This window comes from Streptomyces griseiscabiei (assembly GCF_020010925.1).
In the GTDB taxonomy this organism is placed as follows: Bacteria; Actinomycetota; Actinomycetes; order Streptomycetales; family Streptomycetaceae; genus Streptomyces; species Streptomyces griseiscabiei.
Window position 1 is genome coordinate 2,581,345 of sequence record NZ_JAGJBZ010000001.1, and the last position, 22,856, is coordinate 2,604,200.

Genomic DNA, 22,856 nt, shown 5'->3' on the forward strand with positions numbered 1-22,856 from the left:
GGGTCCTACAGAGGCGGGGCCTACAGGGGAGGTCAGCTGCCGGCGACGGCCTTGATGCCCTTGCGGTTGAGGTCGTCCACGGTCCACTTCTGCAGCGAGGTCAGCATGTCCTTGACCGTCAGCTGCTTCTTCATGACCTTGCCCCACTGCTTCTGCATCTCGGAGTACATCGCCGCGTAGTTCGGCCCGTACTGCCACTGCTCGCCGACCCGCGAGGCCGCCGTGGTAATCACCTGCGCGCTGTCCGACTTCCCGTTGAACATCCCGGTCGGGATGATCTTGTCGACGTACGGCGAGACGTCCTTGACGGCGGGGAACAGGCCCGACTTGGAGTCCGGGTCGGTGAGCGCCGTCAGTGACTCCTTGCTGCTGCTCAGCCAGGCGGCGAACTCGGCGGCGCGGTCGGGGTACCTACAGCCCTTGAGGACGCCGGTGGTGTCGAAGTTACTGGAGGTCTGCGGCTTGGCGGTGTCGAAGGCCGGCGAGTCGGCGAGCTGCCACTTGCCCTTGGACTTGGGGAAGTTCGTGTCGTAGATCGGCAGCTGCCAGGTCGAGCTGGTCATCGCGATGGTCTTGCCGAGGTCCCAGGTCTTGAAGACACCCGGGTCGGCGTACGACGCGTTGGAGGCGAGGTCGTTGTCGACGAGCTGCTGGACGATGTCACCGGCCTTGAGCGCCTCGGGAGAGGCGAAGTCGATGACCCAGTGGTCGCCGTCCACCTTGTACCACTGCGCGCCGGCCTCCCAGGACAGGTCGACGAGCGAGCTCGGGTCCTCGCCCGCCATGTTGTAGATCTTGACGTCCTTGTCCTTCTCCTGGACCTTCTTGCCCGCGGCGATCAGGTCGTCCCAGGTCTTCGGGGCCTCGATCCCGTACTTCTGGAACAGGTCCGCGCGGTAGGCGGTGAACAGCGGCGCCGACCCCATCGGAATGCCGAAGGTGGTGCCTCCGGGGCTGACCGCGTTCCACGCGGCGACCGTGTACGCGTCCTTGTGCTTGGCCGCGACCTCGCTGATGTCGGTCAGCAGTCCGTCGGCGGCGAAGCTCGCCAGGTTCATCCCGTCCATCTTGGACAGACAGGGCGCGGTGCCCGCGTTCACCGCGGCCCGCAGCTTCTGGTAAGCGGTGTCACCCGCAGCGTTGACGAACTTGATCTGCGTCTCGGGGTGCTTCTTGTTCCACACCTCGGCCTGCGCCTCGATGCCGTCCGTCCAGCTCCAGAACTCCAGCGTGACGTTGCCCTTCGTGGCCGCCGAGGCGTCGGTGCCGGAGTCGTCAGAGCAGGCGGTCAGCAGCAGCGAGAGAGAAGCGGCGGCGGCCACCGAGACAAGGACCCTGGGGCGCATACCGGACTTGGACATCGGTCCTCCACGAAAGGAATGGGACGGCGCCTGCACGTGGGGGAACGGCGCGGTCAGGGCGACGCGAGGGGAGAGAAACGGGTACTGCGCGGCGAGGCAGTAATCGTTTGTTGTCGTGGACGGTACGACCGAGGGAGCCAGATCCACAAGAGGTGGCGCCGGATTGTTTCGCTCGACTTTCCAGAACGTTACCTGTCGATGCGCCTGACCATGGACGTTCGCGCCATCGCGGGGCAGGTGGGTGGACTCTCTGTGACGTACCTGTGTCGCAGAGCTGGTCATTGACCGGGTTCTCTGGGGCTTCTAGCGTGGAATACGTTTACTGTGACGCTCAGGCTTGTCGCCGGCCGATCCCGGCGCCCCTCCCCAGGAGCAGCATGCATACGTCAGTGCCGCCGTTCGCCCTCTTCGCCATGAATCCGGTACATCTGCCCGAACTCTTCCCGCCTCCGCTGCTGACCCGCCTCCAGCAACTGGCGCGGGTCGACCTCACGCTCGTCGCCCAGGACTTCTCCGATCCCGCCGTGGCCGAGGCCCTGGGCCGCGCCGAGGTACTGGTCACCGGCTGGGGCTGCCCGCACCTCGGCGCGGAGGTACTGGCGGCGGCGCCGCGACTGCGCGCCGTCATGCACGCCGGCGGCAGCGTCCGCCACCTCGTGGGTGAGCCGTTCTGGGAGCGCGGTCTCACCCTCTCCAGCGCGGTGCGGGCCAACGCCCTGCCCGTGGCCGAGTACACGCTCGCCGCGATCCTGCTGGCCGGCAAGGACGCCTTCGGGCTGCGCGAACGCTTCCGGGCCGAGCACGTCTACCCCGCTGCGACGGAGTACGTGACGGTCGGCAACCTCGGCCGCCGGGTCGGTCTGATCGGCGCCTCCCGGGTGGGCCGCCGGGTCCTGGAACTGCTGCGGCCCTTCGAGCTGTCGGTGAGCCTCCACGACCCCTACGTCGACGCCGCCCAGGCCGCGGAACTGGGCGCGGTCCCGCTGGGCCTCGACGAGTTGCTGCGCACCAGTGACATCGTCAGCGTGCACGCCCCCGACACCCCGCAGACCCATCACATGCTCAACCGCGAGCGGCTGGCGCTCATCCCCGACGGCGGCGTCCTCATCAACACCTCACGGGGCGCCCTCGTCGACCACACCGCGCTCACCGAGGAACTGGTGAACGGCCGGCTCAGCGCGATCCTGGACGTCACCGACCCCGAGCCGCTGCCCGCGGACTCCCCGCTCTACCGCCTTCCGAACGTGTTCCTCACGCCGCACATCGCCGGCTCCCTCGGCAACGAACTGGCCCGCCTCGGCGGCACGGTGGTGACGGAACTGGAACGCCTGACGACGGGGCTGCCGCCTGCCCACCCGGTCCACCGGGCCGAACTGGCGATCAGCGCCTGAGGACTTCGACGCCCACCCGCCGGCCGAGGACGCCGCCCGCCCGCCCGGGCTCCCGCAACGCCGATCCCGTCGCACCCCACCCCACCCCAGCCCGTCCCTCTTCCCTCGGAGACACCCTTGAACACCATTCAGGCCGGACCGGTCCACCCCTCCCCACGTGCCGTCTCACCCCTGCGTCCCGCCTCCGCGGCCCGCATCGAGGGCGGCTTCTGGGCCGAACGTCGCCGGGTCAACGCCCGGATCTCCCTCGCCGAGGGCCCGGGGCGGCTGGAGCAGGCCGGCAACCTGGCCAACTTCCGTGCCGCCGCGGCCCCGCGCACCGACGGCGCGGACACCCCGTCCGGCACCGGCTTCTCCGGCGACTTCCAGTTCCAGGACTCCGACGTCTACAAGTGGCTGGAAGCCGCCTGCTGGCAGCTCGCGGACACTCCCGACGAGACACTCGCCACCGAGGTCGAAGCCATCGTCGAGCTGATCGCCGCCGCCCAGCGCGAGGACGGCTACCTCCAGACGTACTACCAGCTCGGCGGCGGCATTCCCTGGACCGAGCCGGGCTGGGGACACGAGCTGTACTGCGCGGGACATCTGATCCAGGCCGCCGTGGCGCACCACCGGGCCACCGGTTCCGACCGGCTGCTCGCCGTGGCCCGCCGGCTCGCGGACCACATCGACTCCGTCTTCGGCCCTGGCAAGCAGGTGGACACCGTCTGTGGCCATCCCGAGGTGGAGACCGCCCTCGTCGAACTCCACCGGACGACCGACGAGAAGCGGTACCTGGACCTCGCCCGCTACTTCCTGGAACGCCGCGGTCACGGCACCCTCTCCTCCGGCGCCGACCGGGGCCACGACCGCGACCCGGGGCCCGAGTACTGGCAGGACCACACGCCGGTCCGCGCGGCGGACGAGGTCACCGGCCACGCCGTACGCCAGCTCTACCTCCTCGCCGGAGCCGCCGACCTGGCCGCGGAGACCGGCGACACGGAACTCCGCACGGCGCTGGAGCGGCTGTGGCGGGACATGGTCACGACCAAGACCTACCTCACCGGCGCCGTCGGCTCCCGGCACGACTGGGAGGCCTTCGGCGACGCCCACGAACTGCCGGCCGACCGCGCCTACGCCGAGACCTGCGCCGCCATCGCCTCCGTCCACTTCTCCTGGCGCATGGCCCTGCTCACCGGCGAGGCCCGCTACTCCGACCTCGTCGAGCGCACCCTGTTCAACGGCTTCCTGGCCGGCGCCGGTCTCGACGGCCGCACCTGGCTGTACGTCAACCCGCTTCATCGGCGGGCCCGTTCACACGAACGCCCCGGCGACCAGACCGCCCACCGCACCCCCTGGTTCCGCTGCGCGTGCTGCCCGCCCAACGTCATGCGCCTGCTCGCCGGGCTCCCGCACTACCTGGCCACAGCCGACGACAGCGGTCTGCAACTGCACCAGTACGCCACGGGCGTCTACGGCGGCGACGGCCTCACCGTACGGGTGACGACGGAGTATCCGTGGGAGGGCACGGTGACCGTCACCGTGGACGAGGCTCCCACCGCCCTGCCGCGCACGCTCTCCCTACGCCTGCCGGCGTGGTGCGCCGACCACACCCTGACCGTGAACGGCACCACCGTCGAAGACGGGGCCGACTCCGGCTGGCTGCGCATCACCCGCGCGTTCACCCCCGGCGACACCGTCCGCCTCGACCTCGCGATGCCGGCCCGGCTCACCGTCCCTTCCTCACGCGTCGACGCCGTCCGGGGCTGCGCCGCCGTCGAACGCGGTCCGCTGGTCTACTGCCTGGAGCAGACCGACCAACCGGGGCGCCTGGACCCGGACACGATCGCTGTGCCGCCGGACACGCCACTGACCGTGCGCAGCCGCCCCGAACTGCTCGGCGGGGTGCGAACGGTGAGCGTCGCGGGGAACCGGCTCCGCGCCGACGATACGTCCGGCGACTGGCCCTACCTGCCGTACACGTCGGCGACTTCCGGCGAACCCCACGAGAGCGTCGAGCTGACGGCGGTGCCGTACTACGCCTGGGCCAACCGCGAGCCGGGCGCCATGCGGGTCTGGCTGCCGCTGGCCGCCCGCGGGTAGACGTCGGCGCGGTCAACATGCCCGCAGTAATCGTTTACCAAGATTCGGGAACCGGTCGCACCCTTCTGTGTCCGCGAGGATGCTCAGTGCAGTAACGTCAAGGTGTGACAGCGAACGGAAACGGTTCTCCCCCAACGCCCGCCTCCCAGGCTTCTAGGCGTCGGCGCAAGAACCAGGCAGGTGAAGAGCGCCCCAGCACGATTCGCGATGTCGCCGAACGGGCGGGGGTGTCGGTAGCAACCGTTTCCAGGGCCCTGGCCGGCAACTATCCCGTGTCGGCCGCCACCCGGGAGCGCATCATGGCTGCCGTGGAGTCGCTGCACTACGTGGTGAACGTCCACGCCAAAGCCCTCTCCGGTCGGGTGGCCGGTCCCGTCGCACTGGTCCTGCGGGACATCACCGGGCCGTCGCTGGCCCATGTCGCCGCCGGGGTCGAGCAGGAGGCGGCCCTGCGGGGCCGGCTGAGCCTGGTCTGCGCCACTCACGGAGACACTGCCCGCGAGGACGACCTGGTGCAGTTGATGCGCGAGCAGCACGCGGCCGCGGTGGTCCTCGTCGGCGGGGCAGTGCAGGACGAGGTCTACTTCCAGCGCATGACCGAGTACGCGCGCGCCCTGGACGCCGCCGGGTCACGTCTGGTCCTGGTCGGCCGCCCGCCCCTGCCCGGGCATCACCCAGTCACCGTCGTGGACTACGACAACCGCGGAGGCGCCTTCCAGGCCGCAGACCATCTGTTCGTCCAAGGCCACCGGCGCGTCCTCTTCCTGGGCGGCGACCCACAACTCAGTACGGGGGCGCAACGGAGGGAGGGCTACCTCCACGCCCTGCGCGCGCACGGCGTGGAGTACGCGGAAGAACTGGACGTCCCCGGTCCGTACACCCGCGTCTCCGGCTACCAGCGCACGAGGGACGCGCTGAAGGCGGGGGTCGATTTCACGGGCGTCCTCGCGGGGACGGACATGGTGGCCCTCGGTGCGTTGGCCGCGCTCCGCGACGCCGGCCTGAACGTCCCCCGGGACATCTCCCTGGTGGGCTTCGACGACGTCCCCTTCGCCTCGGACCTGACCCCGTCGCTCACGTCGGTCCGGGTGCCGTACGAGGATCTCGGCAGAACAGCGGTCCGGCTCGCCCTGGAGCACAGCGAACGCATCAGCGGCGACGACCATGTCGTCCTCAGTACGCAACTGGTGATCCGTCAGTCCGTACGCCGCCCCCGTCCGTAAGGCCGTTGAGACTCCTCGTCCGTTCGGTCGGGAACCCTGGACGGCGGGAACAACTCCGCAGATCCCGCCCTGGGTCACTCCGCCCCCGCCAGGGCAATATCACCCAGTCCCGCAGTCCTCTTGGCAACCTCCCACTTCGTTCATACCGACTTCCACTCCAGAAAGAGGCCCGCAGCGGTGTACTCCCGCAGCCCGGACCACCACCCATCCACAATAGCGAGGGCAACGACCAACGCAGCACTTCGTGCGCAAGTCGCAGCCGGGGCGAGTGCAAACCCTCCGTCAACGCATTGGGTGCCCGTGTCTCCAGCCTGCCGGTGGCCCTTCGTCCTCTCACCCGGCGGAGGAGTTGGACAGCACGCGACGCAGACGCCCGGCGCACCCTGTCGTGAGCGCGCCGGGCGTCTATCCCCCGTTTGACCGTAGACGAGAAACTACTTGACGTCAGGCGACCGTCACGTCCACGGGATCCGATTCGGTCGATCCCCTCGCGTTGGTAAGGACGACCTTCAGGCTGTGCTTGCCCTTCGGAACCCCGGACAGAGCTACCTGAGGCGACTGTGCGTTCGGCGAATCGGCGGCCAGCTGGCCCTCACCGACGACTGCCCCGTCGAGGTAGAAGGTGTACGAGGTGGCGTTGGTGCCCCACCACAGGTTCGCGGTGGCGGTGAAGGTGCCGTCCTTGTCCCAGTTGTCGTGGCTGACCACGGGCTTGCCCGGGGCGGCATCCGTGACCGTGACAGTCGTGGTGTTCGTGGACGTGGTGCCCTTCGAGTTGATCAGTTCGGCCCGGTACGCGTAGGTGCCGTTGGGCCTGTCCTTGAATTCGGTCACGACTGACTGCGAGGTGCCGCTGACTGTCGTGGGCACCCGCGCGGCGACGAGCTTGTCGTTCTCGTAAAGACGGAAGAAGCTGCCTGGCGTGCCGTGCCAAAGGTTCATCTTCACGCTGTAGTTGCCGTCATGGAGGCCGTGGGTCCACCCGCTGGTGTTCGACAGGGTGCCGGCGCCAGCAGCCGAGGAAGCGGAGACGAAGTTCCGCAGAGCGTCGCGCGTGGCGTAGTACGCGGGCTTGGGGTTGTACTCCTCGTCGAACATGAGGGGCTTCGCGCCCGGCAGCCACGTGTAGGCGTGCTTGTCGGTGAAGCCCCAGAAGCTGATGTCCCGGATTCCGGCCGCCAGCGCCTCGGCCATGACGTCCCCGTAGATCTGCGTCTGCTGATCCACGTCGTAGGTGTGCACGTCGAGTTCGGTGATCGCGACTTCGAGTCCGAGCTTCTGGTAGGACTTCGTCATCTCTGTGATGACTCCGGGCTCGGGACCCGCCTGTGTCTCGTGCATCTCGAAGCCCACCCCGTCGATGGGCACACCGTCGGCGACCATGCCGGCCACTAGGTCGTAGAGCTCCTGGCGCTTCGCCGGGTAGAACTCCACCAACGCCTCGTTGATGAACAGCTTCGCCTCGGGGTCAGCGGCGTGCGCGATCCGGAACGCTTCCGCGATGTAGTCCTCGCCGAGCACCTCGTAGAAGTGGTTCGGCGCGAGGCCGGTGCCGCCGAAGGTGGAGAACGGCTCGGTCATCACGTCCCACCGGTCCATCTTTCCGGCGTAGCGGTCCATGATCGTGTTGAAGTGAGTCTTCATGACCGCGCGCAACTCGTCCGGGTCGGTGACGTCGGTCACGTATTCCGGGTTGCAGCACTGGGAGATGAGCCCGTGTCCCTTGACTACCATGTCGTTGTCTTCAACGAAGTCGACGAGCCGGTCGAGGCCCCCGAACTCGAAGTCGCCCTCCGTGGGCTGGACGAATTTCCACTTCAGCTCGTTCTCGGGAGACAAGCTGTTGAACTGTTCCGCCAGCACCTCGCCGAACTTCGGTTCGTCGAGATAGGTGGGGTTGGTCGCCCCCGAGCCGATGAGGATTCCCTCCTTCGCTGCCAGTTCGCGGAGGGTCGCGTCTGAATCAGCTGAGGCGCCGGTGGTGGGGAGGGCCACGGTCAAGAGCCCTATGGTGACAGTTGCGAGCGCCGCGCCGATGCGGTGCATTCTCATTGAATGGTGTCTCGCTTTCCTGTTGAAGGATGGTCCGAGGGCACGCTGCGGTATCCGGACGACGTGGACCGTACGCTGTCTCCCGGCGGCCCACGAACGCGGCTCGGCCCGAGACCGCCTCTGCGGGTGTGCAGAATGCGGAAATTGAGGGTGGTCGCTCAGCGGCCGGCGAGGGCCGGGACGACCTTCGTGGCACACAATTCCGCGAACCAGTGCGCGCTCAGTTTCGGAATGCGCTCGTGGGTGTCGTAGTCGACCCGGATGATGCCGAACCGCGGGCCGTATCCCATGACCCATTCGAAGTTGTCGAGCAGCGACCACACGAGGTACCCGACAACGCGGGCGCCCCTCTCGCGAGCACGATGAGCCGCCGTGACGTGATCGATGAGGAACTGTGTTCGGTCGCGGTCGACGACCACGCGCCGGCCACCCGAGTCGTCGACCACGTCCTCGAAGGCCGCGCCGTTCTCCATCACCATGATCGGCAGTTCGGGGAACTCCTTGGAAAGGGCGACCAGATGATCCTCGAGGCCTCGTGGTTCGATCCCCCAGTCCATCACCGTTCGCGCCAGCTCGTCGCGGCGGACGAACTCGATGCGCTCCGAGCCCGGGAAGGGCGTGCCGCCGGAGCTTTCGGCGCTGGGGTCGAAGTCCTGATTCAGACGTACGTGCATGACCTCGTAGTAGTTGACGCCGAGCAGGTCGATGGGCTGGTGGCAGATCTCCAAGTCGCCCGGCAGAACGAAGCTCCAGTCGGTGAAAGCCCGGGTGTCTTGCAGCAGATCGGCCGGATAGTTCCCGCGGAGCATGGGCCCTGTGAACACGCGGTTGGCCACAGCGTCGAACCGACGCGCGGCTTCGGCGTCCTCGGGGGTCTCGGCTTCGATGCGGAAGATGTTGAGCACCACGGAAATCTGTGCTTCGGCATTGGTCACGGTGCGCCGCAGTGCTGCCACCGCGAGTCCGTGGGAAAGGTTGAGGTGGTGCGCAGCCTTGAGCGCATCTGCATGGCTCTTACCGCCAGGCGCGAACACGCCATTGCCGTACCCGGCGAAGGAGTTGTTCCACGGCTCGTTGTGGGTTGACCAGACGGCGACCCGGTCCCCGAGGGCCGCCCCCACGATCTCCGCGTACTTCTCGAAGGCGAATGCGGTTTCCCGCCCTCGCCAGCCGCCGTAGCGATCCTCCAATGCCTGCGGGAGGTCCCAGTGGTTGAGCGTCACGATCGGCTTGATGCCGCGTGCGAGCAGTCCGTCGACGAGGCGCGAGTAGAACTCCAGACCCTCCGGATTCGCTTCGCCCTCGCCCGTGGGCATCACGCGCGGCCAGGAGATGGAGAACCGGTAGGCGTCGAGGTGGAGCGAGGCCATCAGGTCGAGATCGACCTCGACGCGGTGATAGTGGTCCGCGGCGACGTCCCCGGTCGCCCCCTCAGCAGTCTTCCCCGGGGCGTGGCTGAACGTGTCCCAGATGGACGAGCCTCGACCGCCCTCCCTCGCGCCACCCTCGATCTGGTACGCGGCGGTCGCGGCGCCGAGGATGAAGTCGGGCGGGAACGCCAAGTGCCCGCGGTCGATGGAGTCGCGATACATGGATCAGCCTCTCTGGTGACGTGGCGCCAAAACCTATCACCTGAACTGTTATCGGCACAGGGTTGCGTCAAGGCGAACTGCGACTTCACATTCGCGATGACTTCCGCTGCCGAACATCCACGTTGACCTGAGGGGAAGACGGCGATCGACTCACGATGGGCGTGCTTCTGCAGGGATCGACCAATCGGCGCACTTCGGACCAAGCCGTTTCGCCGTCACGGCAGTTGCGGGTGCGTACGGCAACGACGGCAGCCGACGAGGCGCTTGCCAACGCTGACCAGCGCAGGGCTGCCTGAACGCCACAGGTCCTGACCGACCATGGCCGGTGTCGGTGCGGTCCCTGGGCTGGTGCCGTCAGGCAGAGCGCCCCAGGTCGGGCGTAAGGTGGCCGTCGGGTTGCGGCTGGACGGCTCCGGCAGCCGGCGCTTGGAGGGTCTCGGTGGTGCGTCGCGGGTGACGAGCGCGGATGTCGCGCGGGAGTCAGGCGTGTCGCGGTCAACGGTGAGCTTCGTACTCAACTACGTGCCGAAACAGACCATCCCGGAAGCGACGCGACAGAAGGTTCTGGCGGCTGCCGAGCGGTTGGGTTACACCCCGAACGGGCCCACGCAGGCACTGTCGCGAGGACGCGGCAGCACTGTGCTGCTGCGCCTGCCGGACTTTCCGCCCAGCTCGATCGTCGCCGAGCTCGATCGGGGATTGGCCTCGCAAGGATTGATGCTGGTGACCCATACGGCCAGCCCGGGCCGCCAGCCGGCTCTATCGCTGGCCGCCCCGGTCGCGGTACCGGGACTGACCCCCTTCGACGCAAGGCAAGTCGTCGCATTTCAGGCACGCGGCGCCCGGGTGGTACTGCCAGGACCCGACGACCCGCCGCCTCCCCGTGACGACGCGGGCCGCGTCGTCGGCGCGGCCCAGGCGACCCACTTGGCCTGGCGCGGCACCGTCCGCATCGGCTACGTCCACCCCGCCGATCCCCGGCTCGGACCGATGTCCGACCGGCGCCACGCGGGCGCCGACGAAACAGCGCGCCGGCTCGGCCTGCCTATGGTGCCCTCGCGTCGCATGCCCGACGACGGGGACTTCACGCCGATACTGCGCAGTTGGCCGGCACAAGCGCCCGTCACCGCGATCGCCGCGTTCAACGACGACGTCGCCCTGGCGATCTTGAACGCCGCGTGGGTTCTGGGCGTGGAAGTTCCCTCCGAGCCGGCCGTGATCGGCGCGGACGACATCGCGGCCGCCCGGTACGCCTGCCCACCGCTGACTACGATCCGCGGCTCCAACAAGCCCTTTGGGGCCATGCTGGCCGGGTGGGTTCTGCAGCGGCTCGACGCCGGCGGAGTCGCGCCCCCCAGCTCGGACGAACCTCCGGTGTGGACACCGGACATCGTGGCCCGAGCGTCCGCCTGACCGGTTCTCCAATGTCGGAGTCTGCAGCCAAGGAGCCCTCACGGGTGCGGCCACCGTGGCCGTCATACCCGGCGCCACAGAGCCGAAGGTCAAGGCAGTTGTGCTCTTCGGCAACCCCATCCGCGGGTTCCCGACCTACCGTCAGGTGACCGGCACCTACCAGGCACGCACGCTCGACGACTGCGCGACCGGCGACCCGATCTGTGGCGGCGGGACGGACTCCGCCGCCCACGGCGCCTACTCCCAACCGCAACACAACGACTCCGCCGCGGAGTTCATTGCGGCACGCATGTGACGCAACGTCCACAGTCCGACAACGGATGCGAGTCATGAGCACCGCTGAGACCGCCGCCTGACGGCCGCTTGCGCCTCCGGCTTCGCGCGCGAGCGGAGCCGGAGGTCTTCATCAACCCGGCGGACCGTGAACGACGCTCAGTCGGAGTCGTCGTCGCGGCGGTTGGAGTCGTCCGAAGCCGCCTGCTGCACCCAGTGCGCCCGAGCAGCAGCCACGAGCCGCCAGAAGGCGTCGATGGCCTCGACGACATCCAGGTCGTCCCGGTATCGCCGCTGGATCTGGAGCCCGTCCTGCAGGGCGGTCCCCAGCGTGGCGATCATCTCCGGGCTGATCCCCATCGGGGCACCTTCGGGCGCCTCAGGGCCGGGGTCGAGCGTGAGTGTCTGGGCTGCCTGGTAGTGCTCGACGAAGTACGGGTGCGCCGGATGATCGCGATCAATCGCCTCGGCCGAGAGGATGATGTACAGGGACGTCAGTCCCTCGTGCTCCGCGGAGTGACGCGCGACCTCGCGGGACCGCGTAGCGACATCGGTGGCGTGCTGCTCCGACAGGTAGTCGGCAACGGACGTATCGCGCAAGTTGAGCACTTCGACCAGGAGTTCTTCCTTGTCGGCGAAGTGGTGGAGAAGCCCTGTCTGTGTCAGGCGCATCCGCCTGGCGAGCTCACGCATCGACGAGTGTGCGTATCCGGATTCAGCAAAGAGCTCGGCTGCAGCGGCGACGATCTCCCGGCGGCGCTGGAGCCCCTTGCGATAGGGCCCCCGAGGCCCGGTGCTTTCCGCCATGCCTTCAACATACAGCGACGCGGCGGCCCGTTTGACCTGGGTGTGGGCGTGACGATGAAAACTCCACGAAAACTTGTCAGGTGAACTGTGTTACGTGATACTGACGGCCACCGCCACTCCGAGACGACATCTCAGCCGGGGACGCAGCGGCATACACGACGTTCGGGTGACGGGGTTCGCGCACGTCTCAGGAGCGTGGTGCGGCCGGGGGGGGCGGCTCCTTGCCGCCGCAACATCGCGGCACACCGCCTGGAAATAAGGAGTACAGATGCGATCCATTCGAAGGTCCCTCGCTGTGCTTGCAGCGGTCGCATTGACCGCCGTCACCGCCGGGTGCGGATCCAGCGACGAGGGCGATGCCGGCGGCAAGATCACCCTCAACGTCTCGACGTTCAGCGAGTGGGGTTACAGCGGCCTGCTGAAGGAGTACCAGAAGCTCCACCCCGACATCACGATCAAGCACAACCGCTTCGCCACGAGTGATGAGGCCAAGGAGCAGTTCCAGACCGCGCTCGGCGCGGGCTCGGGTCTCGCCGATGTCATCGGTGTCGACAACAGCTGGATGCCGCAGATCCTCAAGTACCCGGACAACTTCGTGGATCTCTCCTCACCGAAGGTCGAGGGCCGCTGGCTGGACTGGACAACGAAGATCGCCACCACGGACGACGGCAAGCTGCTCGGATACGCGACGGACCTGGGACCGCAGACGATCGCCTACCGCGCCGACCTGTTCAAGGAGGCCGGTCTGCCGAACGACCGCGAGGAGGTCGCCAAGCTCTTCGGTGGCGACAACGCGACATGGGACGACTTCTTCGCCGTCGGCGAGAAGTTCAAGGCCGCCAAGACAGGTCCGGCGTTCTACGATGCGTCGGCCTCGGTGGCGACCGGCTGGACCGACCAGTACGAGGTGCTCTGGGAGGACCCCAAGAACGGCGAGATCATCGCCGGCGAGAACAAGGACCTCCGGAACATCTACGACACCGTGATGTCGCATGAGGGCCTGTCCGCAGACCTCGCGCGGTTCAGTGAGGACTGGGTCAGCGCATTCCAGAAGGACAAGTTCGCGGTGATGCTCGCGCCTTCGTGGATGCTCGGCGTCATCAAGGGCAATTCGGCCGGGGTCAAGGGCTGGGATATCGCCGACGTCTTCCCCAACGGCGGTGTCAACAGCGGCGGTTCGTACCTCAGCGTGCCGAAGCAGTCCAAGCACCCCGAGGAGGCGCAGGCGCTGGCGGAGTGGCTCACCGCCCCGGAGCAGCAGATGAAGGCGTTCAAGGCGTCGGGCAACTTCCCCAGCCAGGTCGAGGCCCAGAAGAGCCCTGAGATGCAGAAGGTGACCGAACCCTTCTTCAACGATGCGCCCGTAGGAAAGGTCCTCGCCGAGCGCGCGTCGAACATCAGCGTGGTCCCGTACAAGGGTGACAACTACTTCGCGATCACAGCGGCATTCAACGACGCGGTCAACCGTGTCTCGGTCGACAAGACCCACTCCGCCAAGGAGTCATGGGACATGTTCGTCGAGGGACTGGACTCGCTGAAGTGATCGGTTCGTCCGCGCGCTCGGGGGCGCCCTCCGCGGACGGCGCCCCCGATTCACCATCGGAGGAAGAGCGCATGGTCCGTCCGGCAGGGAGCGCGTCACCCCGTGGTGATGCCTCACCTCCACACACGCCCTCGCCCTGGCATCAGCGTCTGGGCCGCTGGGACATGAAGGCGTCGCCGTACGCCTATATCTCCCCGTTCTTCATCCTGTTCGGGATCGTCGGCCTGTTCCCGCTGCTGTACACCGCCTACGTCTCGCTGCACGACTGGGACCTCATCGGTGGGCAGAGCGAATTCGTCGGGCTCGACAACTTCACCTTTATCCTCGACCAGCCGGTCTTCTGGGATGCGATGGGCAACACCGTCAGCATCTTCCTGCTCTCGACGGTCCCCCAGATTCTGATCGCCCTCGTACTTGCCAGCCTCCTGCACGCGAACATTCGTGCGCGCACCTTCTGGCGGATGGGGGTACTGCTGCCGTACGTGATCGCTCCGGTCGCCGTGACGCTGATCTTCTCGCGCATGTTCGCGGACCAGTCCGGTCTGGTGAACGCGCTTCTCGAGCAGCTGGGCATGGATCCGATCGGATGGCACCGGGACAGCCTTCCGGCGCACATCGTCATCGCAAACATGGTCAACTTCCGGTGGACCGGCTTCAACACCCTCGTGCTGCTTGCGGCGATGCAGGCGATCTCCCGTGACCTGTACGAGGCGGCGATCCTCGACGGCGCGGGGCGGATTCGACAGTTCTTCTCCGTCACGGTGCCGTCCGTGCGTCCGACGCTCATCTTCGTCGTGATCACGTCCACGATCGGCGGGCTGCAGATCTTTGACGAGCCGCGTCTGTACGACACGCAAGGGCTCGGCGGCAGTTCAGGGCAGTGGAAGACGATCACTCTGTACCTGTACGAACTCGGCTGGAACCAGCAGCGACTGGGCCGTGCAGCGGCCGTCGCGTGGCTGCTCTTCCTGCTGATCATCGCATTCGCTCTGGTCAGCAACTGGCTGTCGCGCCGCATCGCTTCCGGAGACGACGCCACGGCCGGCTCCCGGCAGACGCGCCGTGCCGCCCGACGCAGCGCACCGAGCGCAGCAGCTCGTACGCCCGACTCCTCCGCACCGTCCGGTGCCACGCCCGGGAGCAGCACGTGACCCCTCCTTCCATCCCATACATCGAGCAGACGTCCGGTCGTGGAGCCGCCCGTGCGGCGCGCCGTCGGCGTGGACGGAACGACGGCGCTGTGCGCCGACCGGGAAAGACGACCTACGTCATCCTCACTCTGGTCGCGCTCATTTCGATCTTCCCGCTCTACTACGCGCTCCTGCTCGCGTCCTCGACGTCGGCAGAGGTCGCGCAGAACCCGATCCCCTCGCCGATCCCGGGCGGGCAGCTGGCCGACAATCTCACGCGGGTCTTCGAGTCGGACATCGACCTGCCGCGCGCGGTCTGGAACTCGGTCTTCGTCTCGGTGACAACGGCCCTCGCCGTCGTGTTGGTGTCCACGTTGGCCGGCTTCGCCTTCTCGAAGCTCCGGTTCAAGGGACGTGCCGGCCTCCTCACATTCGTGGTGGGCACCATGGCGGTACCCACTCAGCTCGGGGTCGTGCCGTTGTTCATCGTCATGCGCGAGATGGGCCTGACGGGAAGCCTCTGGGCGGTCATCATCCCCGGTATCGCCTCCGCCTTCGGCGTGTTCTGGATGACGCAGTACCTCCAGTCGGCGCTGCCCTATGAGCTCATCGAGGCAGCCCGCATCGACGGGGCATCAACGTTCCGGATCTTCCGCTCCATCGTGCTGCCGGCCGCCAGGCCCGCGGCCGCCATGCTGGGCCTGTTCACCTTCATCGGGGCGTGGACCCAGTACTTCTGGCCGTCGATCGTGCTCGGCACGACCAATCCGACACTCCCCGTCGCGCTGCAACTGCTGCAGGCCGGGTTCTTCAAGGACATCCCCCTCATCATGACCGGCGTTCTCGTGTCCGTGGTGCCGCTTCTCGTGCTGTTCGCCGTACTCGGCAGGCAGTTGGTCGCAGGCGTCATGCAGGGAGCCGTCAAGGGGTGACCCGCCCGCACCGCACTGCCGGACCGGGACATGTGCCGGTGCACTGACACGGTGCACGGCCCCGACCGCCCCGAGGGGGCCTGCACCCAGGCCCCGGGAACGAAATCGAGAGGAACTCCCACCACTCATGCCTGCGACGACTGCATCGGGCAGTACCACCTTCCGCGATCTCAACGGCAACGGGCGCATGGAGCCCTACGAGAACCCGCGGCTCAGCGCCGAGGAACGCACGGAAGATCTGTTGACCCGGCTCTCGCTCGAAGAGAAAGTCGGTCTGCTCTTCCACACAGTCATCGAGATGGGCCCGGGAGGCACCGTCCTCGAAGAGCCCGGTGCGATCAGCAAGTCACCCACCAGCGAGGTGATCCTGGGCAGGGGGATCAGCCACTTCAACACGCACCGAATCGAAGACCCTCGGGCAGCCGCACGGTGGCACAACGCGATCCAGCGGCTCGCAGAGAAGACCCCGCACGGCATCCCGGTCACGATTTCCAGCGACCCTCGACACGGATTCCTGGAGAACATCGGGGCTTCCTTCACTGCAGGTCCGTTCTCGCAGTGGCCCGACGCCCTCGGCCTTGCGGCACTGCGCGACCCGGACACCGTGCGCGAGTTCGCGCGCCGGGTGCGCGAGGAGTACCGCGCCGTCGGCATCCGCATGGCACTGCATCCTCAGGTCGACCTCGCCAGCGAACCCCGCTGGGCACGCCAACTCCAGACGTTCGGCGCCGACACCGATCTCGTGGTCGCCTACACGCGCGCGTACCTCGAAGGTTTCCAGGGCGCGGCGCTCGACTCAACGAGCATCGCCTGCGTCACCAAGCACTTCCCCGGCGGCGGCGCGCAGCTGGACGGCGAGGATGCGCACTTCCCGTACGGTCGCGAGCAGGTCTACCCGGGTGGTGCGTTCGAGGAGCACCTCCGTCCGTTCGTCACCGCCGTCGAGCACGGCACCGCCGCGGTCATGCCCTACTACGGCATGCCGGTCGGTCTTGAGATCGACGGCGAACCGATCGAGGAGGTCGGGTTCGGGTACAACAAGCAGATCCTCACCGGGCTGCTGCGCGAGCGGCTGGGCTTCGACGGGCTGATCGTCACGGACTGGGAGCTGGTGAACGACAACCACGTCGGGGACCAGGTCCTGCCCGCACGCGCGTGGGGGGTTGAAGAGCTCGACGCCCGCGAGCGCATGGTCAAGATCCTCAATGCCGGCGCGGACCAGTTCGGCGGTGAACAGTGCACGGATCTCCTGCTTGAGCTCGTACGGGATGGCGTCGTCCCGGAGAGCAGGATCGACGAGTCGGCGCGCCGCGTCCTGCTGATCAAGTTCCGGCTCGGTCTGTTCGACAACCCTTTCATCGACGAAGATGCCGCCGTGGCCGTTGTGGGCAACGCCGAGACCCGGCGGGTCGCCCTGGAGACACAGTCCCGTTCCGTCACCGTCCTGAAGAACTCCGTGGTCGAAGGAAGGCCAGTGCTTCCGCTCGCCGTGGGCGCGCGCTTGTACGCGGAGGGGATCGATCCGGAGGTCCTCGGCCGGGAGTTCACCCCCGTGACGACGCCGCAGGAGGCAGAACTGGCCATCGTGCGCATCGACGCACCGTTCGAGCCGCGGGACGACCTGTTCCTGGAGTCGTATTTCCACCAGGGGTCTCTTGACCTGCCCCCCGGCCTCGTACACCGACTGCGTAGGATCGCCCACTACGCCCCGCTGATCGTGGATGTCGCCTTGGACCGCCCGGCCATCCTCACGCCGCTCGTCGACGCGCTCGCCGGACTGACCGTCACCTTCGGTGTCTCGGATGACGCTCTGCTCACCGCCCTCACCGGCCGCATCGCTCCGGAGGGCAAACTTCCCGTCGAGCTTCCGCGGTCGATGCAGGCCGTACGAGAGTCCGCGCCGGACGCGCTGGCGGACACCGCCGACCCGCTGTTCCCCCTGGGATCGGGGCTGGAGATCTGATGTCCCGTTCGTGGAACCCGCACTCGCACAGAAGGATCACGTCATGACCGACGCACGTTCCCGCGCCATCGAGTTGCTCGGTCGCATGACCCTGCACGAAAAGGTCGCGCAGCTGACGTCGCTGATCCCGACAATGCTCTTCGACGCCAAAGGCATCCGCCCGGACGTCGCCGCGGCCAAGCTGGCGAATGGCATCGGCTACATCGAACCGCACATGGGGGGCTTTCCGGCGAACGCGGCCGAACTCGCCCGGCTCAACAACGCGGTACAGCGCCACCTGGTCGAGAACACCCGCCTGGGCATTCCCGCGATCATGCACATCGAGGCGCTGAACGGTGTGAACGCCCCCACCTTCACATCCTTCCCCACCGCGATCGCCCTCGCGGCCACCTGGGACACCACCGGGGTGGGCGAGATGGCCGCACTGACCCGTCGGCAGATGCGATCCGTGGGCCTGCACCACGCCCTGTCGCCGCTGCTCGACATCGCCCGCGACGCGCGATGGGGCCGAGTTCACGAGACGTACGGCGAGGATCCATACCTGGTCAGCGCGCTGGGAGTGTCCTTCGTACGCAATCTTCAAGGCGAGTCGCTGCTGGACGGGGTCATCGCCACCGGCAAGCACTTCCTCGGCTACGCAATGAGTGAGGCCGGTCTCAACATGGCGACCGTGCCGATGGGAGCGCGCGAGCTGCGGGAGGTGTACGCGCGCCCCTTCGCCGCCGCCATCCAGCTCGCGGGACTGGGCTCGATCATGAACTCGCTCGCCGACTGGGACGGAGTGCCCGCTGCCGCCGACCCTCGGGTGTTCCGCAAGATGTTGCGCGACCAACTCGGGTTCAACGGCACCGTCGTGTCGGACTGGCTGTCGATCGAGAACCTCGTGACCCATCATCGCGCCGCGCGCGATGCACGCGAAGCGGGCGTGCTCGGCATGCGGGCCGGCATCGACGTGGAAATGCCCGAGCCGTTCGGCTACGGCGACAACCTCGTCGAGGCCGTCCGCGACGGCGAGATTCCCGAAACGACCGTCGACGAGTCGGTCCTCCGCGTACTGACGCACAAGTTCCAACTGGGCCTGTTCGAGAACCCCTACGTGGAAACCGACCCGGTGGAGATCATGTCCGTGGCGCAGGAGGGCCGCGACCTCTCCCTGCGTCTTGCGCGCGAGTCCGTCACGCTCCTCAAGAACGACGACGGGGTGCTCCCACTCAGCGGCGCCCCGCGCATCGCGGTCGTCGGACCTCATGCCGAGGCTGTGGGCACGGCCTTCGCCCCGTACACCTTCCCCTCCTTCATCGAGCTGACCCGAGCACTGCTGAACGGCAAGACGAGTTCCATGGTCGGTGTCGAAAACCTCGACTCCTTCGGCCCCGACGACGCCTACGTGCACGAGGAGATCGGCGACCTGCTCGCCATGAGCGAGGACGAGTTCGCGAGGTCGCGCTACGAAGCGGTCTCCCTGGCGGACGCCCTCCAAGCCGCGCTACCCGACTCCGAAATCCTCGTCGCAACTGGATGCGGAGTCACCGACGGGGCCGAGGGGATCGGCGCGGCAGTCGACGTCGCGCGTGATGCGGATGTCGTGGTCCTGGCACTGGGCGGCGTGGCGCGATGGTTCTTCGGTGAACGGACGGAGGGTGAGGGTGCGGACACCGCCGATGTGACGCTGCCGGATGTACAGCGTCGGCTCGTGCACGAGATCGCCGCGCTCGGCAAGACGACCGTCGGCGTGATCTTCTCGGGCCGCCCTCTCGCCCTTGGTGACGTCGAGCCCGAGCTCGACGCCATCCTGCTCGGGTACTACGGCTCGCAGTTCGGCACACCTGCCGTCGCGGAGATCCTCAGCGGCACGGCCGAGCCGCAGGGCCGCCTGCCGTACACGATCCCCCGCTCCAGCGGTCAGGTCCCCCTCCATGCGGGCCAGCGGTTCGGCAGCGGATACCGCCGTCGGGAAGGCGATCCGCACGGCGGATACGTGGACGAGTCCGCGGCACCGCTCTACCCGTTCGGGCACGGCCTGACGTATACCGAATTCGTCTACTCCGACCTCCAGCTGAGCAGCACGTCGATCGCACCCGACCGCACCGTCGAGGTCACCGCGACCGTCACGAACACGGGCGACCGCCCAGGCGTAGAACTCATGCAGCTCTACGTCGAGGACGATGCGCCCGGCGTGTCGAGGCCGGCGCTCCAGCTCGCGGGGTTCCATCGCCTCGAACTGCAGCCAGGGGATCAGGCGACGGTGAGATTCGCTCTGGAACTCCCGCTGCTGGCCTACCTGTCCCTGGACGACAGATGGGTCGTGGATCCGGGCCCGATGTGGATCTCGGTCGGCTCGTCGTCGAGTGACCTTCGCCTGCGCGGTCGCCTGGACGTCGTCGGTGACACCGTGGACGTCACGCGACGGAGGGTGTACCTGACCCACTCTGCACGGACCGCTCCTACGACGGGAACGTGACACGCGAGACCGCCGCCCCGCCAGCAGCCCGTGGGGAGCGGACCTGACACCGCTCCCCACGGGCCTTCGCCTGGCCAACTATCCGGCATCGCGCCGCACCCCTGGGACGGCGATGGCTGAGAGCGCCGGCAGCGACCTGGCGCCGTCCGCCGCCCTCGCCCGAAGACACCGCTCAACCGGAAGACATCGATGGGAGCCCCTTGCAACACCACGGCATAGACCAGGCCACGGGCCAGCTGATCGTCGGCGGTACGCCGTACCTGATCCGCGGCATCGAGGTCCACAACTCCACCTCGTCCCACGCCGACTACCTGGAACCCGTGTGGAAGCGGTGTGCGGACGCAGCGGTCAACACCGTTCTTGCACCGGTCAGTTGGGAGCTTGTGGAACCGACGGAGGGAGAGTTCGACTTTCACTTGGTCGACGCCATGCTCTCCGGTGCGCGCGACCACGAGCTCAAGCTGGTGCTTCTCTGGTTCGGCAGCTGGAAGAACGCTTCGTCGAGCTACGTGCCGGCCTGGGTCAAGCTCGATCCGGTCCGTTTTCCGCTGCAGGTCGACGAGGCCGGCGATCCGCTGGACAACCTCAGCCCGTTCTCCACGAACAACCGCGACGCCGACGCGGCCGCTTTCGCGGCCTTCATGGAGCACCTCGCACGCGTCGACGGCCGCGAGAAGACCGTGATCATGGTGCAGGTCGAGAACGAGGTCGGGCTGCTCGGGGCACCGCGCTCCTACGGAGCGGACGCGGCAGCCGCATGGGCGGCTCCCGTTCCGGCAGCCCTTGCGGAAGCACTGCGCAACGGAGCCTCCCCGTACGTCCAGGCCCCGGACGAGCCGTCCACCCCGACGTGGGACCTCCTGACGGGCGACTCCGACCGGAAGGCCGAGTTGTTCATGGCCTGGCACTACGCCTGCTACATCGAGCACGTCGCCGCCGCAGGCCTGGCCCGCTACGACATCCCGCTGTTCGCCAACGCCTGGCTGGACTCGAGCGTGCCGAACGGATCGGAGTCCGCGAACATCGCCGTCGCCGGCGGCAGCGCGCCGGGGGTGTTCCCCAGTGGGGGGCCACTACCGCATGTCAGCGCTGCCTGGAAGCTGGCCGCTCCCTCGCTCGCGTTCCTCGCCCCAGACGTGTACTTCGGCGACTTCGACATCCCGTTCAAGCGCTACGCGGACACGAACACCACCTTGTTCGTGCCCGAGATGCGCGCCGACTGCCACGGGGTCTCGCACAGCTTCCTCGCCATCGGACAGTACGGTGCCATCGGGGTCTCGCCGTTCGGCTTCGACTCCCTCGACGATGACCGCACGGTGGAGCTGCGCCGTATCTATGCGCAGCTCGCGGCGCTGGAGAACGACATCCTTGCCGCACAGCCGCGAGGGCGCGTGCGCGGCTTCCGGGTCCCGGCCTCCAAGGAGGAGACGTTCGCCCTCGGCAAGTACGAGTTCGTGATCAGGGCCTATCCGGAACACGGCAACGGCGAGCGGTTCGGCTATGGGCTCCTGCTGCAGTTCGACGACGACGTGTTCATCGCCGTCGGCGACAACTTCACGGTCTGCCCGCGCTCGCCGGACGGCCGGCCGGTGGCCATCTTGCAGGCGGACGAACTCGTGGCAGGCACGGGCCGGCTCCGTCCGCGAAGGCGCCTCAATGGTGACGAGACGTTGTCCGGCACCGGCATCAGGATCGCGGAGCACCCGGCCCCGATGCACGGTTTCATGGCGACCAGCGGGATCCCGTCAGGGGTGGTGAGGTTCTCGCTGTACTTCCCCGGGGCGCCGAGGGGCACCGCCGCCCCGGACTACTGATGGGTGCCGCCGTCAATACGGATCTCCGTGCCGGAGATGAAGGCGCCGTCGTCGGAGATGAGCGTGGCCACGACTGCTGCCACCACCTCCGGCGACCCGTAGCGCTCCCGGACTGCGGGAGTGAGCTTCGCGAAGAGGCTCCAGTCGGTGTCCTCCGGCACCAGTGACGCGAAGTTCTCGGTCATGGCGCTGACGATGCCGCCAGGGCAGATGTTTACCGCGCGCAAGCCCTGCTTGGCGTACTCCTGGGCGATGCTGTGCGTGAAGGACAGGATCCCGCCCTTGCTGGCGGAGTACGCGGCCAGGAACGGATGGGCGAACTGGGCTGACGTGGAGCTGAAGTTGACCACGACGCCGTTACCCGTCTCCAGCAGCGCGGGCAACGCGGCCCGGGTGACCAGGAACGTGCCCGTGAGGTTCACGGCAAGGACGCGGTTCCACAGCTCGAGCGAGCACTGGTGTGTATGCGCTCCGCGCAGCATGCCGGCGATGTTCACGAGCGCGTCGAGCCCGCCGAGGGTGGCAATCGTTTCACCCACGACGTCGACGACCGCGTCCGCGTCCGCCACGTCCAGCGCCGCGGTGACGAGCCGCTCGCCGGTGCCGGCCTTCGCGGCCAGGCCGGCGGTCCCGCTGAGCCCCTCTTCCTCGATGTCCGTCGCGACGACCGCCGCTCCTTCCTCGAGCAGCCTCAACGTCGTCGAGCGTCCGATGCCCGAAGCGGCTCCGGTGACGAACACGCGTCTGCTGCTGAGTCGTTCCATGAGGTTCCTCCAGGTCTCGACGGTGCGCTTGCCCTGGCCGCGAATCGCCGCCCGC

The 22,856-nt window shown here is 67.7% G+C and carries 16 protein-coding genes; 11 read left to right on the forward strand and 5 right to left on the reverse strand.

All coding sequences use genetic code 11. The annotated features are described in order from the left end of the window. Window positions 1-32: 32 nt before the first annotated feature. On the reverse strand, window positions 33-1,361 hold the full coding sequence (locus J8M51_RS11110) for an ABC transporter substrate-binding protein (protein ID WP_006378647.1): 1,329 nt from the start codon (window positions 1,359-1,361) through the stop codon (window positions 33-35). A gap of 377 nt (window positions 1,362-1,738) precedes the next feature. Here J8M51_RS11110 and J8M51_RS11115 point away from each other — a divergent pair, with 377 nt between their 5' ends. From J8M51_RS11115 to J8M51_RS11125, 3 genes are all read left to right on the forward strand, one after another. Then, on the forward strand, window positions 1,739-2,752 hold the full coding sequence (locus J8M51_RS11115) for a hydroxyacid dehydrogenase (protein WP_173402937.1): 1,014 nt from the start codon (window positions 1,739-1,741) through the stop codon (window positions 2,750-2,752). Window positions 2,753-2,869: 117 nt separating this feature from the next. Continuing rightward, the gene (locus tag J8M51_RS11120) at window positions 2,870-4,834 is read left to right on the forward strand and encodes a glycoside hydrolase family 127 protein (RefSeq protein WP_013005177.1); all 1,965 of its coding nucleotides are present in this window, start codon (window positions 2,870-2,872) and stop codon (window positions 4,832-4,834) included. A gap of 227 nt (window positions 4,835-5,061) precedes the next feature. Continuing rightward, window positions 5,062-6,057, forward strand: coding sequence for a LacI family DNA-binding transcriptional regulator (locus J8M51_RS11125; RefSeq protein ID WP_231885171.1), 996 nt, complete (start codon window positions 5,062-5,064; stop codon window positions 6,055-6,057). A 444-nt stretch (window positions 6,058-6,501) separates the two neighbouring features. On the opposite strand, the gene J8M51_RS11130 is transcribed toward J8M51_RS11125, so the two are convergent. Both J8M51_RS11130 and J8M51_RS11135 read right to left on the reverse strand, forming a co-directional pair. Continuing rightward, window positions 6,502-8,052 carry an endo-1,4-beta-xylanase gene (locus J8M51_RS11130; RefSeq protein ID WP_231885299.1) on the reverse strand — a complete coding sequence of 517 codons (1,551 nt, stop codon included), beginning with the start codon at window positions 8,050-8,052 and terminating at the stop codon, window positions 6,502-6,504. Between the two features lie 215 nt (window positions 8,053-8,267). Continuing rightward, window positions 8,268-9,701 (reverse strand): GH1 family beta-glucosidase, encoded by a 1,434-nt coding sequence (locus J8M51_RS11135; protein WP_010354074.1) that lies wholly within the window; start codon window positions 9,699-9,701, stop codon window positions 8,268-8,270. Window positions 9,702-10,154: 453 nt separating this feature from the next. Here J8M51_RS11135 and J8M51_RS11140 point away from each other — a divergent pair, with 453 nt between their 5' ends. After that, window positions 10,155-11,114: a LacI family DNA-binding transcriptional regulator gene (locus tag J8M51_RS11140; RefSeq protein ID WP_075693511.1), complete on the forward strand. Its 960-nt coding sequence runs from the start codon at window positions 10,155-10,157 to the stop codon at window positions 11,112-11,114. Beyond that, window positions 10,996-11,409, forward strand: coding sequence for a cutinase family protein (locus tag J8M51_RS11145; protein WP_223786226.1), 414 nt, complete (start codon window positions 10,996-10,998; stop codon window positions 11,407-11,409). Before J8M51_RS11140 ends, J8M51_RS11145 begins: the two co-directional genes overlap by 119 nt. Before the next feature lie 137 nt (window positions 11,410-11,546). Here J8M51_RS11145 and J8M51_RS11150 read toward each other — a convergent pair whose 3' ends face one another. After that, window positions 11,547-12,194 carry a TetR/AcrR family transcriptional regulator gene (locus J8M51_RS11150; RefSeq protein ID WP_013005176.1) on the reverse strand — a complete coding sequence of 216 codons (648 nt, stop codon included), beginning with the start codon at window positions 12,192-12,194 and terminating at the stop codon, window positions 11,547-11,549. A gap of 268 nt (window positions 12,195-12,462) precedes the next feature. On the opposite strand from J8M51_RS11150, the gene J8M51_RS11155 reads away from it, so the two are divergent. The 6 genes from J8M51_RS11155 (at window position 12,463) to J8M51_RS11180 (ending at window position 22,037) form a co-directional block, all read left to right on the forward strand. Beyond that, a complete protein-coding gene (locus J8M51_RS11155) occupies window positions 12,463-13,737 on the forward strand; it encodes an ABC transporter substrate-binding protein (protein WP_006378806.1) in 1,275 nt (424 codons plus the stop codon). 164 nt (window positions 13,738-13,901) lie between these two features. Further along, window positions 13,902-14,888: a carbohydrate ABC transporter permease gene (locus J8M51_RS11160; protein WP_006378862.1), complete on the forward strand. Its 987-nt coding sequence runs from the start codon at window positions 13,902-13,904 to the stop codon at window positions 14,886-14,888. An 89-nt stretch (window positions 14,889-14,977) separates the two neighbouring features. Then, a complete protein-coding gene (locus J8M51_RS11165) occupies window positions 14,978-15,799 on the forward strand; it encodes a carbohydrate ABC transporter permease (protein ID WP_006378596.1) in 822 nt (273 codons plus the stop codon). 127 nt (window positions 15,800-15,926) lie between these two features. Further along, a complete protein-coding gene (locus tag J8M51_RS11170) occupies window positions 15,927-17,762 on the forward strand; it encodes a glycoside hydrolase family 3 protein (protein ID WP_006378679.1) in 1,836 nt (611 codons plus the stop codon). 43 nt (window positions 17,763-17,805) lie between these two features. Next, the gene (locus tag J8M51_RS11175; RefSeq protein WP_223786224.1) at window positions 17,806-20,223 is read left to right on the forward strand and encodes a glycoside hydrolase family 3 N-terminal domain-containing protein; all 2,418 of its coding nucleotides are present in this window, start codon (window positions 17,806-17,808) and stop codon (window positions 20,221-20,223) included. 200 nt (window positions 20,224-20,423) lie between these two features. Beyond that, complete coding sequence (locus tag J8M51_RS11180) at window positions 20,424-22,037, forward strand: GH35 family beta-galactosidase (protein WP_006379260.1); 1,614 nt, start codon at window positions 20,424-20,426, stop codon at window positions 22,035-22,037. Here J8M51_RS11180 and J8M51_RS11185 read toward each other — a convergent pair. Continuing rightward, the gene (locus J8M51_RS11185) at window positions 22,031-22,801 is read right to left on the reverse strand and encodes an SDR family NAD(P)-dependent oxidoreductase (RefSeq protein ID WP_010354077.1); all 771 of its coding nucleotides are present in this window, start codon (window positions 22,799-22,801) and stop codon (window positions 22,031-22,033) included. The two genes, J8M51_RS11180 and J8M51_RS11185, sit on opposite strands and share 7 nt — an antisense overlap. Window positions 22,802-22,856 lie beyond the last annotated feature (55 nt).